Genomic DNA, 16,221 nt, shown 5'->3' on the forward strand with positions numbered 1-16,221 from the left:
TTATATTTTTGTTATGTGTACTTGCGGGAGCAATGCCTCAATATCCTGCTTTTCGGCGAGGTCATAGTTAAAGGCCGTCGCACTTCCGGAGGCGACTCCATATTGGAAGGCCTGCAGCAAGTCCTTTGTTTGATCCCATTTGCCAATGAATCCGGCAACAAGTGAATCACCGGCACCGGTGGAATTTTTTACTGTGCCCTGTGGAATAGTCGCTGAGTAAACCTCTTCCTTATTGATTAAAAGGGCTCCATCGCCAGCCATCGATACGATGACGTTTTGAGCCCCTTGTTCAACAAGGATTTTGCCATAATGTATCGCATCATCTGCAGTGTCTATTTTCTTGTCAAACAGTTCGCCTAGCTCATGGTGATTGGGCTTTACGAGGAAGGGGTGCTCTTTCACTACGTCCAAAAGGGCCTTTCCGCTAGTATCAACAACAACAGAAATGCCCTTGCCTGCGAAACTCCTCGTCCATTCTTGATACAAATCCTTCGGCATAGAAGGGGGGATGCTCCCTGAAAGAATAAGAATATCGCTCTCTGTCAGTCCTTCAAGCTTCTTGATAAGGTCATTCATTTTATCGGAGCTGATTGCTGGACCAAGTCCGTTAATCTCGGTTTCATGTCCAGTCTTAAGCTTAATGTTAATGCGCGAGTCTTCATCAACTTGGATGAAATCTGCTTTGACCCCTTCTTTTCTTAAGGCATCAAGAATAAATTCGCCAGGGAAACCGCCGTAAAACCCGAGGGCCGTGTTATCAACGTCTATTCTTTTCAGAATGCGCGAAACGTTAATTCCCTTTCCGCCTGGATATTTAGCTTCCTTGCTCATTCTGTTTAATCCATCAAGCTGAAAATCTTCCACCTCTACGATGAAGTCAACAGAGGGATTCAATGTTACGGTATAAATCATGGTTTCACTACCTTTATAATCGTATTCATTCTATATTTAGCTTCTTTGTCTGAATCTATCCCACTTGTGATGATGGAAGCCTGGCTTAATTCGGCTACTTTTGAAAAGGATGTTTCTCCCAACTTGCTGTAATCTGCGAGAACATAGCTTTCCTTTCCCAAATCAATAGCTGATTTCTTCAGGACAGCCTCCTCGGGATCTGGAGTGCTGTACCCCCATTCCGGATGAATGCCATTCATGCCAAGAAAGCATTTATCGAAGCGATAATAGGTAAGGTTTTGAATCGCCTGGCTGCCGATTAAAGCATTCGTTGATTTTTTAATTCTGCCCCCTATCAAGTAGGTGATAATATCACAATCCTTAAGAGCTGCAGCCTGTTGAATGCCATTTGTCACAACCGTTATCGCTTTATCCTTTATGTAGGGAATCATTTCAAGCGTGGTCGTTCCTGCATCGAGATAAATACAATCTCCCTCTTCAATCAAGCCTGCTGCATACTTGGCTATTGCTTTCTTTTCTTGCAGATGTCTCGTCGACTTTTCCGTGATAGTCGCCTCTTGCCCTCGTTTCTTCACTGACTCGGCTCCTCCATGGACTCGTTTGAGCAGTTGCATTTCCTCAAGCTGGCTCAAATCCCGGCGGATGGTTGATTCGGAAGCATTTAATTCCTTAATAAGTTTCTGTATCTTTACGAAGCCTTCTTGCTTAATCTTATCGATGATGTATTGATGTCTTTCGGGTGTAAGCAAGGGATCACCTCCTAAAATTAACTATAAAGAAATTGTTTTCCAAAAACTTCATTCGAAAACAATCAAAATCGTTCATGGTGTATCTATGAGTTTCTGTTGGAGGTGGGTGTGGAAAAATATGTTATAATGAATGGTAGTGAAGGAGAAAAGGGGGTAACTTTAGTTGAACCAGATTATCCTGTTTGATGGCGTATGCCAATTTTGCGACAAAAGTGTGCAATTTATCCTTAAAAGAGACCTGAACGGGAAATTTTCTTTTTGCTCCCTTCAAAGTGATACAGGCTTTCAATTAAGAAAGGACTATCACATACCTGAAGAACTGGACAGCATCATCCTTATCCAAGGAGAAAAATATCATTCAAAATCTACCGCGGCTCTAAAGATTGCGCGCGAATTAAAGGGAGGATGGAAATGGCTGTATATCTTCATTGTCATTCCCCGGCCAATCAGAGATGCCGTGTATGATAGGGTTGCCCGCAACCGGCTAAAATGGTTCGGTGAGAAAACAGCCTGTGAGCTGCCGACGCCTGAAGTGAGGAAACGATTTTTATCATAAAAAAGATGGAAGCTCACCTGAAAAAGGGAGCTTTTTTATTTTTGTGTGGTGTTGTCATGCTGTTTATGGCCTTGCGGGGTGGTCTTCGTATGTGCTTGTAGGGGTATGCGCAAATTTGATAAGAGAAGGCCCACTCTAACCCTAGGCAAAGGAGGTTAGGGTGGGTAAAGGGTGGTCAAAGGATGGGAATCGTCAGAGAAGGCCCACCCTAACCCCAGTCAAAGGGGGGAAAGGATGGGCAAAGGATGGGAATCGTCAGAGAAGGCCCATCCTAACCCCAGGCAAAGGGGGAAAGGATGGGCAAAGGATGGGAATCGTCAGAGAAGGCCCACCCTAACCCCAGTCAAAAGGGGGAAGGGTGGACTAAGGGTGGGCAACTCTTCTACCCACGCCAGATTCCATGAAAATCAGCCGCGGAAGAAAACAAAACCGGCCAAGTCCACTATTCTTGCGGACTTGGCCGGTTAAATTATATATATCTTGACGAATTACAGAATCCCTTCAATCAAAATGACACGTGATGGAGCTGCGTCAATGCCGACTAATTTCAAAGGAGCTGCTACCATGAAGTATTCCCCGGCTGCAACATCCTTCAGGCGAAGGCCTTCAATAACGATGATGTCATTGGAGAATAAGGTTCTGTGCGTAGGATGGCCAGGCTGCGCGCGTTCTACACCGAGACCATCGATGCCGACACCTTCAATGCCGATTTCTGACAAATATTTCGCACCGCTTTCGCCAAGCGCGATAAAATCAAAATTAAATTCCTCATCAAAAGAATTTTTTGTTTTGAAGAGAAGGAAGTCATCTTTTTCGATTTTCTGTCCTTCGAGATCTTCTTTTTCTATTAAGCCTTCAACCTCTGTCAGGTCCAGGACTTTGCATTTTCTTACAAGTCTTTCTAGGCCGATTGTTTCAATAGTGTCCCCGTCATTGATCATGTGAAGCGGGGCATCTGTGTGTGTGCCGACATGGGCATCGAGAGTGATGCGAGATTCAGTTACATGACCGTTTGTGACGGTATTGAAGCTTGGCTGTTTGTCCTCGATATTTTTGTATACGGGCATTCCTTTGTAGATTGGCATGGAAACGTCATGGATTTTCACTGTCAAAACTCCTTTTAACGATTATTTTTCTTCTTGTATGACAGGCCACCAATGGAAGCCGTCTTTTGCGAGTAATTCATCGGCGGTCACTGGTCCCATTGAACCGGAAGGGTAGTTCGGGAAGTTTGCAGCCGGCTCTCTTTCCCAGGCACGAGAAATGACATCTGTGTATTTCCATGAGAGGGCAACCTCGTCCCAGTGTGAGAAGTTAGTCGCATCGCCGCGCATAGCGTCAAAGAGCAGGCGTTCATATGCTTCCGGTGTATTGAAACGGTCATATTTGGATGTCAAGAAGCTCAATTGAACTGGCGTTTTTCCGCCTTTTTTCGCATTCAGGTGAAGAGTGATGCCTTCTTCTGGTTGGATGTTAATCACTAGCAGATTCGGGTTCAGCTTTTCTTCCGTTCTGTAGAACAGGTTCATTGGCACATCCTTGAATTGTACGACGATCTGGGTAGACTTCTCTCCAAGTCGTTTTCCAGTGCGGATATAGAATGGAACGCCTGCCCAGCGGAAGTTATCAAACAAGAGCTTGCCAGCCACGAATGTTTCGGTGTTTGAGTCATCAGCCACCATGTTTTCTTCCCGGTAACTCGGTACAAGCTCCCCGTTCATTTCGCCAGCTCCATATTGGCCGCGAACGAAATAATTATCGACTTCATCATCCTTGATTGGTTTAAGTGCCCGAAGGACCTTCACCTTTTCGCTTCTGATTTCGTCTGTGGATAGCTTGATCGGCGGTTCCATTGCCAGCAAGGAAACAATCTGCATGATATGGTTTTGGACCATATCGCGCAAAGCCCCGCTGTTTTCGTAATACCTTCCGCGGTCCTCTACACCGAGGGTTTCCGTGGAGGTGATTTGAATATTGGCTATGTAATGATTATTCCATAGCGGCTCAAAGAAGGCGTTCGCAAAACGAATGACCTCGATGTTTTGAACCATTTCTTTTCCGAGGTAGTGGTCAATCCGGTAGATTTCATCCTCTGAGAATGATTTGCGCAGCTGATCGTTCAATTGTCTTGCTGATTCAAAATCATGGCCAAATGGTTTTTCGATAACAAGACGCTTATAGCCAGGGGTTTCGGTTAAACCATCCTCTTTAAGCCGTGTAGCGATAGAACCGAAGTATTCGGGTGCCATGGCAAGGTAGAATAGGCGGTTGCCTTTTAAGTCATATTGACTATCGAGGGTATCAGCTAATTCTCTTAATTCATGGTAGGATGATTCTTTTTGACTTACGTCTAGAGAATGATAATAGAAAAGCTTAATGAATTCTTGTTTCTCTTCCGTATTGCCTTGCTCATTCGCAATGGATTCGAAGATGTGCTGTTTAAGGCGCTCCGTATCCCATTCGCGTCTCCCAATGCCGATACAAGCAAAATTCTCTGATAGTCTTCCTTTTTTGTAGAGGCGATATAGTGATGGGAACAATTTACGCTGAGCCAAATCACCAGTTGCCCCAAAGATCATAAGCAATCCCGATTGTTTAGTAAAAGTGGGCATGTTTAGAACCTCTCTTTGTTTTCCTTATTTTCGATATACTATTTTATATCTTGCCAAAGTGTTTAGCAATGAAAGTAGTTGGGTTTAAATACTCGTATCTAGTTTACATCTATTGCAAGAGAATGCAAAATATTTTTCATTATTGTTATATAGGAAAAATAAGTAATAAGAGTTTTCGCAATGGCTGAAAAATAGATGATAATAGGGTAAAATGAGGATACTGAATGTAGTTGGAGGAATTGAGATTGGAATTAGTATTTCTGGGGACAGGAGCAGGCATACCTGCCAAGTTGCGTAATGTCTCATCAATTGTTTTGCAGATGAATGAAGAGAGAGCTGCCAGTTGGATGTTCGATTGCGGAGAAGCAACTCAGCATCAAATTTTGAAGACAGCCGTAAAGACGAGAAAAATTGAGAAGATTTTTATTACCCATTTGCATGGGGACCATATATATGGACTTCCTGGGCTGCTCGGGAGCCGCTCCTTTCAAGGCGGAACAGAGCCGCTGACGGTATATGGGCCAGTTGGCATTAAGGAGTATATCGAAACTTCCCTTCGTGTCAGCCAGACTCATTTGAAGTATCAGCTCTCTTTTGTAGAAATTGGAGAGGAATCGATTCTGTTTGAGGATGATTCCTTTCGAGTAGAAGCTCTTCCGCTCGACCATGCGGTTTTGAGCTATGGATACAGGATAGTAGAAAAGGAGAAACCTGGCGAACTGAATGCTGTTCTTTTAAAAGAAGAAAACATTCCGCCCGGTCCTTTATATGGCCGAATTAAGAATAAGGAGATTGTTGAGCTTCCGGATGGACGAATCATCAATGGTGCTGATTATGTGGGATCGCCTAAAGAAGGCAGGGTTATAACCATCCTTGGTGATACGAGGCCATGCTCGAATGCGCAGCGCTTGGCAGAAGGGGCGGATTGTCTCGTGCATGAGGCGACCTTCAATAAAGGACAGGAAGAGATGGCGAGGGATTACTTCCATTCGACGACTGTCCAAGCTGCCCAATGTGCCAGAGAAGCGGGGGCAAAAAGGCTTATACTGACTCACATCAGTTCCCGTTTTACTGAGGATGATGCGATTGAGCTGCAAGCAGAGGCGAGAGAACTCTTCCCGAACACGGAGATTGCCCATGATCTTGCATTCTTTAAGCTATGAAAAAAGCCAAACCGCCTTTCATAAAAGGGCTGGTTTGGCTTTTTGGCTCTTTAGGAGGCAATCGTTACATTAGGGCATCTTTTTATTTCGTTTACATAATTTTACTTTATTAAATGATAGGGTACAATCGTGATGATTAAATTCTTGCGATACAGCAGATTCGCCCGGATCATGAGACTAGATTGGTTATGCAGGAAGTTATGCCAGCCTTTTTTCGGGATGAACTGCGGGAAGATGACCGTCACTTGGAAATTAGCTTCCCTGGCTTTTTTCTCGACGATATTGATAAATTTGCTGAGCGGCTGGATAATGCTCCGGTATGGCGAATATAAGGTCACAAGCTTCACATCTGGCTGCCAGGCCGCCCATTTCTTCTCAAATGTTTTTATATCCTCTTTCTCAAATGCCACATAGACGGCTATCAGCCGATCTGGAGAGAGGGAGCGCGCATATTGCAACGAGTTATCCACCACACGTGTGATGCCGGATACCGGGACAATAATCACATTTCCATCCGGCGCTAAAGCTTCTGTTTCCTTCGTGATTTTCAGCTGTTCACCGACCGCGATATAATGCTTGCGGATTTGATGGAACACCCATATGACAATCGGAAGGAAGATGAGCACCGGCCATACCTGCGAGAATTTGGTTAAAAAGAACATGAGCATAACGACGAAGCAGATGATGGCACCAGCCGTATTGATCATGAGCTTCGCCCGCCAGCCCTCTGGCTTCCCCCTCATCCATTTTCTCATCATTCCGGCCTGAGCGAGGGTGAACGGTATGAATACCCCAACTGCATACAGCGGAATGAGATGCTCTGTATGAACTTGAAAGGCGATAATCAAAAGACTTGCTGTCACCCCGAGGAAGATAATGCCATTTGAATAACCGAGCCGGTCGCCGCGCATACGGAACATCCGCGGCAGAAATTGATCATTCGTTAAGTTCACCGCGAGCAGCGGGAAGGCAGAGTAACCGGTATTAGCTGCAAGCACGAGGATGAGGGCAGTCGTTCCTTGAATAAAATAATAAAATCCGCCTCTTCCGAAAATTTCAGCCCCAACCTGGGAGACAACCGTTTCCTTCATCGTTGGCGCCACCCCGTAATAATAGCTGATAAAGACAATGCCGCAGAAGAGAATCGCTAGTATAATCCCCATATACGACAAGGTTTTGGCCGCATTTACAGGCTCCGGCTGCTTAAAGTTTGGGATGGCGTTAGAAATGGCCTCAACGCCTGTTAAGGCTGAGCTTCCAGAAGCAAATGCCCTAAGCAATAGAAAGAGCGTAATACCTGTAACGGGTGTTCCCATTGGAGAATGAGCTGCCGGTGAAACGTCTCCGGCTGCGATATGATACACTCCTGCACCAATCATCATTAAAATGGCCAATATGAACAAATAAACAGGATAGGCTAAAATGGAAGCTGATTCATTCAATCCCCGTAAATTCAGCACCGTCAGCAAGAAAACAAGGCCGACCGCTAAATAGACCCGGTAATCATACAAGGCGGGAATGGCGGACGTAATAGCATCTGTACCCGCAGACACACTCACAGCCACGGTCAATATATAGTCGATAAAGAGTGAGCCTCCTGCAACTAGACCCGGATTCATCCCCAGATTTTCCTTAGAGACCATATAAGCCCCGCCGCCATGCGGATAGGCATAAATAATTTGCCGATAGGAGAGGATGATGATGGCCAAAAGGATGACTACTCCAACCGCAATTGGGAGCGAATACCAGAAAGCGGCCATTCCAACGGTCATCAAGATAATCAAGATCTGCTCTGGTCCGTATGCGACTGATGAAAGTGCATCGGATGAAAGGATGGCGAGCGCCTTTGTTTTATTTAATCTTTGTTCAGATAATTGGGTTGATTTTAGCGGTTTACCGATAAGCCTTCTTTTCATCGAATAGTAAAACATAGTCATCACCCTGCCTGTTTGATTTTCGTCAATAAACAGACATTTTTATCGAAAGGCTAAACCTTTGGAATAAAAAATGCCTGCAAGTCCAATAAGAAATAGACTTGCAGACACCTAGGATGTTAGTCTTGGCATCACAAGTTCCACCTTCCTTCTCATATAACGCTTACGAGGTTAGCTGTCGGATTCGGACCATGAGTAGCCCTACCTTAATAAAAGGATTCACCCCAAGAAACATTCGGGTCCCCCGCACCATTACGGTCTCAGCGATTTAGAAAATCTGAAACTGAAAATTATCATACTCCCATAATGGCGGAATGTAAATGGGGTAAATGGAAAATTGCGAAAAATATATTATTCGACAAGAAGAGATGTAGTTGCAAAGGAATGGGAATGAGCAGGACAAAGAAAGTAGACTATTTTTCCTTATTGCAAGATTAAATCTTTAAGGGGAAAAAGAGATAGTTGATGACTTGAGGAAGTTACTAAAAGTGATTTTAACTAGGCAGCCTGATAAGTAGTCATTAGTGATATCTCGCTGAAATGAATGGGATGAATATTCATTTCAGCGAGATAATGAAACAAAAAAGACAGGGGAGTGACAGTGAACTTATTATTTTGGAATAGAGCGGGGGGATGAGGCTATCAATTTAATCCCAGAATATCTTCCAATCTATCATCCTGTATGCTTTCTCAATCCCAATGATTATAGATTATTTGACCGATTGTTTCAGGTTTCCAGAAAGTAATCTGCTCCAATTCAGCACGTCTTATTTCACTCCCCCTTGTTAATGATAGATTAAAAGGCTTGCCTAGTTCCGCTGCACTCATTATTCGATAAAAGGGAGAGAAATCCTCGTGAAGGGCTGGTATGTCCATGAATTGGATGCTTCCATATTCAACGGCTGATGCGAAAGCGAGGAAGGGATAATGTTCATTCAGGAGTATAAAGAACGGACTGTCTGACATTTCAGCATGCACAGTATAATAATTTGCCGGATATTGAGGTGCTTGAAACTCTATTACTTTTCCGCCATGACGTGATAAGGCAGAATAGCCTATTTGTTTGAATAATGATTCGTCTATTTGCGGCGGATTATGACCTCCAGGCCCATAAAAGCCAGTTATGCCATTAGGGAACATCTTCATCTGTCATCCTTTACATAATAAATTTTAATGAGCAGAACACAAATAAATTCCGTCATTTGCGTTCTGCCTGTTCATTGCTCCATTATAGGGCTGCTCACTTTATGCTGAGGCTCCTTCACGGCTATTAAAACCCCCACCAAGATTAAAATAGAACCGATCCAAAATGTGATGCTCAGACTTTCTCCTAAAATGGCCCAGCCTAAAAATGCTCCAACCACCGGCTGAAAGAAGAAGAAAGTCCCGCCGCTTGAGGCATTAAGCATTTGCAGACCCCGATTCCATAGAAGAAAGGCAAGTGAGGTAGAGATGACGCCCAAGTATAGCAATCCCCCCAAAATATCTGGCTGGGCCAATTCATTTAGCGGCACTTGCGGATAGCGCTGTATGACAAAGGGCGTCAAAACAACAACTGCTATGAAAACGGCATAGGCTGTTATGACAATCTGTGAATAATCCGTCGGGAGCCGCTTGATCAATACTGACATGAATGCCCATGTTAAGGCAGCGATAAGGAGTGATAATCCGCCAAGTGTGCTAGATAGATTGATATCATCAATGCCGACAATCGTTAACACACCAATTGTAGCTAAAATGACTGATAGTGACTTTTTGAGGGTAAGTCGCTCTTTCAAAATCATGCTGGCGAATAAAACCATGAAAGCAGGTGTCGTAGAAGTAATGATTGCGCCCATTTGCGCGGTTGAGAGCATGGTCCCGGTTTCTTGGGTGATAATGGAGATGACATATCCGATGATGGAGATGGCGACAATCAGAAGAAGATGATGCCTGTTCACACGCCAATTCTGTTTACTTGCTAATCCAATGATAATCAGTGTGATGAGTGCGATGGCATAGCGCATCCATACGAGCTCCAATGGCGGAATGACAGAAACGGTATGTTTGACGACGACATACATGCCTCCCCATATGCTTGAAGCTATAGTTAAATAGAGTGAACCAATCAATGTATTGTTCATTTCCAACACTCCGTAAGATTTAGACTGTAGTGGATCTTAAGCAAAGAGGCGCAGCCTCTCCATTAAGAGCGGGAGAATCTTAGTGCACATCATTTTCGAATAGATAAAAGATTACTTGTTTCACTCATCCTATCAAATGGGAGGGCTATCTAACAATCAGTTTATGAAAAAGATGGAAACCAAGCTTAGTTTCCATCTTTTGTATTACCATCCGAATCGGTATTGGACAGGCGGCTTGATTTCATAGCGAAGCTCTTTGGCAGCATTCTTTGGCCAATAAGGATCACGCAGAAGCTCACGTCCCAGAAAGATGAGGTCTGCCCGGTTGTTTTGAAGGATTTCCTCAGCCTGTATACCAGTCGTAATTAAGCCGACTGCACCAGTTGCAATATCAGCCCCGTGCTTAATCGTTTCAGAGAAAGGAACCTGGTAGCCAGGATAGCTTGGAACGGAAACAGGCAGAACGCCGCCTGAGCTGATATCAACCAAGTCGATGCCATCCTCCTTCATCCATTGTGCATACTGGACATAATCTTCTGCTGTGTAGCCGTTTTCGCTATAATCGCTTGCAGAGATGCGGACGAATAATGGACCGTCCCAGACAGTTTTGATTGCCGAAATAATCTCATGAAGAAAACGATATTGATTTTCCTTTGAGCCGCCATATTCATCTGTGCGTGTGTTGACAGCGGGGCTAAGGAATTCATTGATTAAATAGCCATGTGCCGCATGGATTTCAATGACCTCAAAGCCTGCTTTCTTGGCGCGGATTGCTCCCTGCCTGAAGGCTTCAATCGTTTCTTCAATCTCTTCTTTTGTCATGGCTTTCGGTTCCTTGTCTCCCTCTTTAAATGGAGTGGAGGCGGGTGCGATGATTTCGCCGTCGATACCGGCTTTTCTTCCGGCATGTGCAAGCTGAATGCCCGGAACTGTGCCATATTCCTTCATCATCGAAGTTAATGTATGTAGCCCTTCAATTTGGCTGTCTTCCCAGATGCCTAAATCCTGGGCGCTGATTCGGCCTTGCGGGGTAACAGAGGTCGCTTCCACGACAATTAAGCCTACTTGACCGACCGCTCGGCTTGTGTAATGAGTGAGATGCCAGTTTTCGACTTTCCCGTCCTGATTATGGCTAGAATACATGCACATAGGTGCCATCACAATCCGGTTTTTGAAGGTGATGTCTTTAATCGTGTATGGTTCAAATAATAATGGTTGCTTATGTTTCATCTGAAAATCCCTCCTTGTGCCATCATTATAACAATACCCTATAGATAGATGCGATTAGTTTGTTTCCAGGCAAATGGAAAAGAGGGCTGACAAAGCAATAGCTTGTGTCAACCCTCTCTGTTTGCGGCGAGCTGCTTAGTAAACGAAAGAAGCGCCAACAATTATGAGCAAAATGAACAGAACGACAATGAAAGCAAAGCTTCCAACACCATGTCCTCCGTAAGACCCTTGTCCTTTATCGTGACCCATATGTTCCACCTCCTATACGGAAGAATGGAGAATAGGATGGCAAGCTGCTCTAAAACCCTATCCCTGTATACAGCATATGGAGATTAGTAAAATTAGATTGGACAAATATTGATACATTCCGCCCTAATTTTAAAATGGACGAAAAAAGTCTCAACTAGTTGGACAGAATTCCTTTGCTAATCTTCTGTGAAAGCTCTATACCCATCTCGCTGGAGCGATTCGTAGCTGTCTGGATGCATTCAATCAATGCGTCCCTTACGCCCTTTTCCTCAAGAACACGAATGCCAGCTTCTGTCGTGCCGCCTGGGCTAGTCACTTCCATTCTTAGTGTTAGCGGCGTTTTATCTGATGTGTGAACCATTTCAGCTGCCCCTATCAAGGTTTGGATGATGAGCTTTTGGGCATCCTCCGGCTTTAGACCAATCTGCTCGGCGGATAGCTGCATCGCTTCAATCAAATAATAGATATAGGCTGGGCCGCTTCCGGACAGGCCGGTGACAGCATCCATCTGATTCTCATCCGTATATACAGCCATCCCTACCGTGCCGAAGATTTCCTTGGCAAGCTGCTTGTCCTTATCTTTTACAAATTCATTGCCGGAGAGTGCTGTAGCTGATTTTCCGACCGCAGCAGATGTGTTTGGCATCGCTCGGATAATAGGGATATCTAGGTCAATGATGGACTTGAGGCTGGCCGTGGATATGCCCGCTGCAACAGAAATCAATAGCATATCCTTGTTTAAATGCTCCTTTGCCTGTGTAAGCGCAGCCAGCACATCCTTCGGCTTAACGGCGATTATGACCACCTCTGCCCCTTTTAACATTGATGGCATATCCCGAGAAGGAATAACGCCGTATTCTTTTTGCAGCCTTTCAAGCTGGCTGTCATTAGAGCGGTTATTGACCCAAATATTAGCCGGGCGGCTCCCAATGCGAGCGACCAGACCTGAAATGAGGGCCTCTGCCATGGACCCGGCTCCCAAGAAAGCTATTTTCTTATCCATTAAGATTTCCCCCTTTAAAAAAGTAAAAAGCCCTTCATCCTAAAAGGACGAAAGGCTATTCTTCCGTGGTACCACCTTCATTAGTGAACATCAGGAACAATTCCTCTAGTTCACCACTTAATGCCGTGTAACGCTGGCGAAGCGTTCAGGTTTTCCTGAAAGGCTCAAAAGGGAGGTTCAGGCACGGGTAGAGGGCGATGGGACCTTACAGCCGAGGGACCCATTCTCTTTCACCATACTGCCATGCTTACTTGGCCTTTATCATTGCCATGATCATTAAATTATACGGTTTAGTTAAAGGAATTATGCTAAAATTTTGATTAGATGTCAAGAGATAGGACGTAGTGAATTTTCTGGATATGCAAGTGTAAAGGATAGATATTTCAACCAAATTATGTAAAAATAACGATAAAAACAATTTTGGGGAGAAGTGCTGAGATGACACAGACAAAAGCAGCTGAAAAAATCATCCTGCCAACGCCTTTTGCGGTTGGCGATGTCAATGTATTTCTGATTGAGGGCGAGAAGTTAACATTGATTGATGCAGGCGTAAAAACAAAAGAAGCAAAAAATGCCCTTGAAAGTCAGCTGAATGAGCGCGGCTATACTATCTCAGATATCGACCAGGTCATCTTGACCCATCATCATTCTGACCATTGCGGGTTAGTGGATCTTTTTGAAGGAAAGGAATTGCTTGGCCATGAAGATGGTCAGCGCTATTTAGTACGGAATGATGAATTTATGGATTGGCAGCGAGAGTATTTTACTGGTATGTCGAGGAAGATGGGGGTACCAAAGGAATACATGAAATACGCCAATAATGTGGAATCGATGTATACCTACTCTGGCTCCAAGCCATTGACGGGGTTTCTTAAGGAGGGAGATAAGATTCCCGGCCATGAGGACTGGTCTGTAATGGAAACGTTCGGCCATTCACAGGGCCATCTTTCCTTTTACCATGAGGAGACCGGAAGCCTGATTGGCGGAGATTTGCTGCTGGGCCGAATATCCCCTAACCCTATCTTAGAGCCGCCTAAGAAAAAAGGTGATTCGAGATTTAAGCCGCAGCTTCAGCTAAATGAAAGCTTAAAGCGAATAGAGAAAGAAAAGCTGAATATCGTCTATCCCGGGCATGGCGATAACATCACAGCAGTCCGCAGCTTAATCGAAAAGAGGCTGAGGATGCAGCATGAGAGAGCCATGCATGTCAAGGAGCTCATCGGTGACGGACAAAGTACAATCTTGGAGCTGGCAGTGCAATTATTCCCTAAAGCAATTAAAAGGGATCCGGCCCTTGCCTTGTTTGAAACATTGGGGCAGCTGGATTATCTTGAATCCATCCAGAAAGTGGAGAAGCAGGATGCAGAGGGTGTGTTATATTATAGAGTAACAACCCATGAATAAGGAAGTGGTAAAAGGATGAACGAGCGGATTAAAGGCAAAACAGTTGCCATCACCGGAGCTTCAGGCGGTTTAGGGATGGAAATTGCACGACAAGCGGCTAAGAGCGGGGCAAACCTGATCTTGATGGCAAGAAGCTTTGATAAGCTTGAGAAGCTCAGGGATGAATTAATCGCTAATTACTCGATAAAGGCATCTATATATGGACTTGATGTCTCAAAACGGGGTGACATTGAGGATACATTTAGTAAAATTGAGCATGAAGTCGGGCAGATTGATGTATTCGTCAACAATGCCGGCTTCGGTGTATTTGATTCGGTCCTTGAAATGGACTTAGATGAGGCGGAGGGCATGATAGAGACGAATGTGCTGGGCTTGATTACATGCACGAAGCTTGTTCTCCCTGGGATGGTCAGCCGGCGCTCTGGTCATATCATCAACATCGCCTCACAGGCAGGCAAGATGGCTACACCGAAATCAAGCGTCTATTCCGCGACGAAGCATGCCGTATTAGGATTCACGAACTCGCTTCGCATGGAAATGCACGGCAAGGGTGTTTACGTGACCTCTGTTAATCCAGGACCGATTCGTACTAATTTCTTCAATATTGCAGACAAGGAAGGTACCTACATAAAGAATATTGACCGGCTGATGATTGATCCAGTGAAGCTTGCCGGACGAATCGTGGATGCGATGATGACAGGAAAGCGGGAGATAAATGCCCCAGGCTGGATGAACGCAGGAAGCAAAATTTACGGGCTGTTCCCTAGGACATTTGAGACGCTTGGAAGAAGCCAATTTAATAAGAAATAAACGCTGATCATAAGTGCATCACTTTAAAAGTGGTGTACTTTTTTAGGTTAAGTTATGTTCGAATTTTGAAACTTTTCTATCATCTCTATCGTACTTAAAGGTACAAATCAATGGTCGATTGGAGGAGAAGGAGTATGAGTGATAAGGGCTGTATTAAATGCGGGAGCAGGGATGCAGGGAAAAAGGAAGTGGCCATGACAGGAACCGGTTTGTCGAAATTCCTGGATGTCCAGCATAATACCTTCATTGTCGTTTATTGCAAGGACTGCGGCTACTCCGAATTTTATAATAAGCAATCATCCAAAGCATCGAATATTTTCGATTTGTTCTTTGGGTAACTGAATGGAGAGGAGAAACACTGGATGGGGAAAGCAAAGGTTATGATTCTAGGTACATTTCATTTGCGTTATACACCCGATTTGTACCGAAAAGAGATTGGGGGAATTAACAGCATAGAGAGACAGCAGGAAATCAGGCGGGTCATTGATCATGTGAAGGAGTTTAGGCCGACCAAAATGGCGTTTGAGGTTGTAAAAAGTGAGAACACTCGGCTGAATACGGAATACGAGCGCTATTTAAAGGGAGAGCTTAAGCCCGTAGTCGATGAAGTGCATCAATTTGGCTTCCCAATAGCGGCTGAATCTGGCCATAAGATGGTCTATGCGGTTGACTGGATGGAAGCGGTCGGGAATAGAAGTATAGGTGAGGTTTATGAATGGGCAAAGGCCAATCAGCCTAAGCTGCTTTCTTTCATTGAAGAGACCTATCAAAAACCCAATAACGCCTCCATGGAGAAGATCGATAATATTTATGAGCTTATGCAATATCTCAATGATGAGCGGGTCATCCGTTTAAGTCATGAATCTTACATGGCATTGGCCCGTATTGGAAATGGAGAGAACTATGTTGGGATTGATTGGCTGAGATGGTGGTATCAGCGCAATTTGATTATTTACAAGAATCTTGTTGAGCTGATTGCGCCAGATGAGCGGGTTGTGCTGCTCATAGGAGGTTCGCATATTCATTTGATTTCACAGTTTCTTAAAGAAAGCAATCTTGTTGAGGTCGTTCCGGCAAGTATGTATTTAACATAAGTAAATACTCAAAGTTTGATAGGATTTATTCTATATAAGGAGGGTGATTAGAATGGATAGGGATACATTGCGGTTATTGAAATGGATTTCGGCTGGAATTGAAGCCTTTTTAGGAATTCCGGTATTAGGCGGAGCCATCATTCTCTCGACGGGCTGGGCTCCACTGGGAATCATGTTTATTTTTCATATTGTACTTGTCATTTTTTCGAGCAAGGCAGGGGAAAGAGCAGCCGGCAATATTGTCGGGATTATCACTTCGGTCGTCGGGTTCATCCCGGTTCTGGGAATGATCATGCATTTAGTTACAGCAGCGGTTATCGCGCTTGAGACGGCCGGCCAGAAAAACGCGAGGGCATAACGAGTGTTTTTCATTCAAAAAACT

General features: G+C 44.4%; 18 protein-coding genes and 1 riboswitch. Of the genes, 8 read left to right on the plus strand and 10 right to left on the minus strand.

Annotated elements, in window-relative coordinates; translation table 11 throughout:
• Together pfkB and CYL18_RS01690 are read right to left on the minus strand one after the other, a co-directional pair.
• Positions 1–912 carry a 1-phosphofructokinase gene (gene pfkB, locus CYL18_RS01685; RefSeq protein ID WP_104847729.1) on the minus strand — a complete coding sequence of 304 codons (912 nt, stop codon included), beginning with the start codon at positions 910–912 and terminating at the stop codon, positions 1–3.
• Positions 909–1,661, minus strand: a complete 753-nt coding sequence (locus CYL18_RS01690; protein WP_104847730.1) for a DeoR/GlpR family DNA-binding transcription regulator — start codon at positions 1,659–1,661, stop codon at positions 909–911. The genes pfkB and CYL18_RS01690 overlap by 4 nt, the downstream gene beginning before the upstream one ends.
• A 163-nt stretch (positions 1,662–1,824) precedes the next feature.
• Between CYL18_RS01690 and CYL18_RS01695 the strand changes: the two genes are divergently transcribed.
• Both CYL18_RS01695 and CYL18_RS01700 read left to right on the plus strand, forming a co-directional pair.
• A complete protein-coding gene (locus CYL18_RS01695; RefSeq protein ID WP_104847731.1) occupies positions 1,825–2,217 on the plus strand; it encodes a thiol-disulfide oxidoreductase DCC family protein in 393 nt (130 codons plus the stop codon).
• A gap of 234 nt (positions 2,218–2,451) precedes the next feature.
• Positions 2,452–2,685, plus strand: a complete 234-nt coding sequence (locus CYL18_RS01700; RefSeq protein ID WP_104847732.1) for a hypothetical protein — start codon at positions 2,452–2,454, stop codon at positions 2,683–2,685.
• 20 nt (positions 2,686–2,705) lie between these two features.
• Here the strand turns inward: CYL18_RS01700 and CYL18_RS01705 are convergent, their stop codons facing one another.
• Positions 2,706–3,323: a cyclase family protein gene (locus tag CYL18_RS01705; protein WP_104847733.1), complete on the minus strand. Its 618-nt coding sequence runs from the start codon at positions 3,321–3,323 to the stop codon at positions 2,706–2,708.
• A 21-nt stretch (positions 3,324–3,344) separates the two neighbouring features.
• Positions 3,345–4,829 carry a glucose-6-phosphate dehydrogenase gene (zwf, locus tag CYL18_RS01710; RefSeq protein WP_104847734.1) on the minus strand — a complete coding sequence of 495 codons (1,485 nt, stop codon included), beginning with the start codon at positions 4,827–4,829 and terminating at the stop codon, positions 3,345–3,347.
• Between the two features lie 245 nt (positions 4,830–5,074).
• Between zwf and rnz the strand changes: the two genes are divergently transcribed.
• Positions 5,075–5,992, plus strand: coding sequence for a ribonuclease Z (gene rnz, locus CYL18_RS01715; RefSeq protein WP_104847735.1), 918 nt, complete (start codon positions 5,075–5,077; stop codon positions 5,990–5,992).
• Positions 5,993–6,093: 101 nt separating this feature from the next.
• Here the strand turns inward: rnz and CYL18_RS01720 are convergent, their stop codons facing one another.
• The 6 genes from CYL18_RS01720 to proC form a co-directional block, all read right to left on the minus strand.
• Entirely contained in the window at positions 6,094–7,923 is a 1,830-nt protein-coding gene (locus CYL18_RS01720; RefSeq protein WP_104847736.1) for an APC family permease, read from the minus strand.
• 147 nt (positions 7,924–8,070) lie between these two features.
• A riboswitch (cyclic di-AMP (ydaO/yuaA leader) is annotated at positions 8,071–8,202 on the minus strand.
• Positions 8,203–8,616: 414 nt separating this feature from the next.
• On the minus strand, positions 8,617–9,072 hold the full coding sequence (locus tag CYL18_RS01725; RefSeq protein WP_104847737.1) for a hypothetical protein: 456 nt from the start codon (positions 9,070–9,072) through the stop codon (positions 8,617–8,619).
• A gap of 71 nt (positions 9,073–9,143) precedes the next feature.
• On the minus strand, positions 9,144–10,049 hold the full coding sequence (locus CYL18_RS01730; RefSeq protein ID WP_104847738.1) for a DMT family transporter: 906 nt from the start codon (positions 10,047–10,049) through the stop codon (positions 9,144–9,146).
• Between the two features lie 204 nt (positions 10,050–10,253).
• Positions 10,254–11,279 (minus strand): NADPH dehydrogenase NamA, encoded by a 1,026-nt coding sequence (gene namA, locus CYL18_RS01735; protein ID WP_104847739.1) that lies wholly within the window; start codon positions 11,277–11,279, stop codon positions 10,254–10,256.
• A gap of 135 nt (positions 11,280–11,414) precedes the next feature.
• Complete coding sequence (locus tag CYL18_RS01740; protein ID WP_104847740.1) at positions 11,415–11,528, minus strand: YjcZ family sporulation protein; 114 nt, start codon at positions 11,526–11,528, stop codon at positions 11,415–11,417.
• Between the two features lie 154 nt (positions 11,529–11,682).
• Positions 11,683–12,531 (minus strand): pyrroline-5-carboxylate reductase, encoded by an 849-nt coding sequence (proC, locus tag CYL18_RS01745; RefSeq protein ID WP_104847741.1) that lies wholly within the window; start codon positions 12,529–12,531, stop codon positions 11,683–11,685.
• A gap of 438 nt (positions 12,532–12,969) precedes the next feature.
• On the opposite strand from proC, the gene CYL18_RS01750 reads away from it, so the two are divergent.
• The 5 genes from CYL18_RS01750 to CYL18_RS01770 all read left to right on the plus strand — a co-directional run bounded on the left by CYL18_RS01750 (position 12,970) and on the right by CYL18_RS01770 (position 16,197).
• Positions 12,970–13,935: an MBL fold metallo-hydrolase gene (locus CYL18_RS01750; protein ID WP_104847742.1), complete on the plus strand. Its 966-nt coding sequence runs from the start codon at positions 12,970–12,972 to the stop codon at positions 13,933–13,935.
• 15 nt (positions 13,936–13,950) lie between these two features.
• Positions 13,951–14,745, plus strand: coding sequence for an SDR family NAD(P)-dependent oxidoreductase (locus tag CYL18_RS01755; RefSeq protein ID WP_104847743.1), 795 nt, complete (start codon positions 13,951–13,953; stop codon positions 14,743–14,745).
• Positions 14,746–14,879: 134 nt separating this feature from the next.
• Positions 14,880–15,083, plus strand: coding sequence for a zinc ribbon domain-containing protein (locus tag CYL18_RS01760; protein ID WP_104847744.1), 204 nt, complete (start codon positions 14,880–14,882; stop codon positions 15,081–15,083).
• 24 nt (positions 15,084–15,107) lie between these two features.
• Positions 15,108–15,839 carry a DUF5694 domain-containing protein gene (locus tag CYL18_RS01765; protein ID WP_104847745.1) on the plus strand — a complete coding sequence of 244 codons (732 nt, stop codon included), beginning with the start codon at positions 15,108–15,110 and terminating at the stop codon, positions 15,837–15,839.
• A gap of 52 nt (positions 15,840–15,891) precedes the next feature.
• Positions 15,892–16,197: a hypothetical protein gene (locus CYL18_RS01770; protein WP_104847746.1), complete on the plus strand. Its 306-nt coding sequence runs from the start codon at positions 15,892–15,894 to the stop codon at positions 16,195–16,197.
• Positions 16,198–16,221: the final 24 nt, after the last annotated feature.

The organism is Pradoshia eiseniae, assembly GCF_002946355.1.
In the GTDB taxonomy this organism is placed as follows: domain Bacteria; phylum Bacillota; class Bacilli; order Bacillales; family Pradoshiaceae; genus Pradoshia; species Pradoshia eiseniae.

Coding starts and splice junctions, on each gene's coding strand:
- pfkB (WP_104847729.1), bottom strand. CDS start 912: ATGATTTATACCGTAACATTGAATCCCTCTGTTGACTTCATCGTAGAG.
- CYL18_RS01700 (WP_104847732.1), top strand. CDS start 2,452: ATGGGCAAAGGATGGGAATCGTCAGAGAAGGCCCATCCTAACCCCAGG.
- zwf (WP_104847734.1), bottom strand. CDS start 4,829: ATGCCCACTTTTACTAAACAATCGGGATTGCTTATGATCTTTGGGGCA.
- CYL18_RS01720 (WP_104847736.1), bottom strand. CDS start 7,923: ATGTTTTACTATTCGATGAAAAGAAGGCTTATCGGTAAACCGCTAAAA.
- CYL18_RS01725 (WP_104847737.1), bottom strand. CDS start 9,072: ATGAAGATGTTCCCTAATGGCATAACTGGCTTTTATGGGCCTGGAGGT.
- CYL18_RS01730 (WP_104847738.1), bottom strand. CDS start 10,049: ATGAACAATACATTGATTGGTTCACTCTATTTAACTATAGCTTCAAGC.
- namA (WP_104847739.1), bottom strand. CDS start 11,279: ATGAAACATAAGCAACCATTATTATTTGAACCATACACGATTAAAGAC.
- CYL18_RS01740 (WP_104847740.1), bottom strand. CDS start 11,528: ATGGGTCACGATAAAGGACAAGGGTCTTACGGAGGACATGGTGTTGGA.
- proC (WP_104847741.1), bottom strand. CDS start 12,531: ATGGATAAGAAAATAGCTTTCTTGGGAGCCGGGTCCATGGCAGAGGCC.
- CYL18_RS01750 (WP_104847742.1), top strand. CDS start 12,970: ATGACACAGACAAAAGCAGCTGAAAAAATCATCCTGCCAACGCCTTTT.
- CYL18_RS01755 (WP_104847743.1), top strand. CDS start 13,951: ATGAACGAGCGGATTAAAGGCAAAACAGTTGCCATCACCGGAGCTTCA.
- CYL18_RS01760 (WP_104847744.1), top strand. CDS start 14,880: ATGAGTGATAAGGGCTGTATTAAATGCGGGAGCAGGGATGCAGGGAAA.
- CYL18_RS01765 (WP_104847745.1), top strand. CDS start 15,108: ATGGGGAAAGCAAAGGTTATGATTCTAGGTACATTTCATTTGCGTTAT.
- CYL18_RS01770 (WP_104847746.1), top strand. CDS start 15,892: ATGGATAGGGATACATTGCGGTTATTGAAATGGATTTCGGCTGGAATT.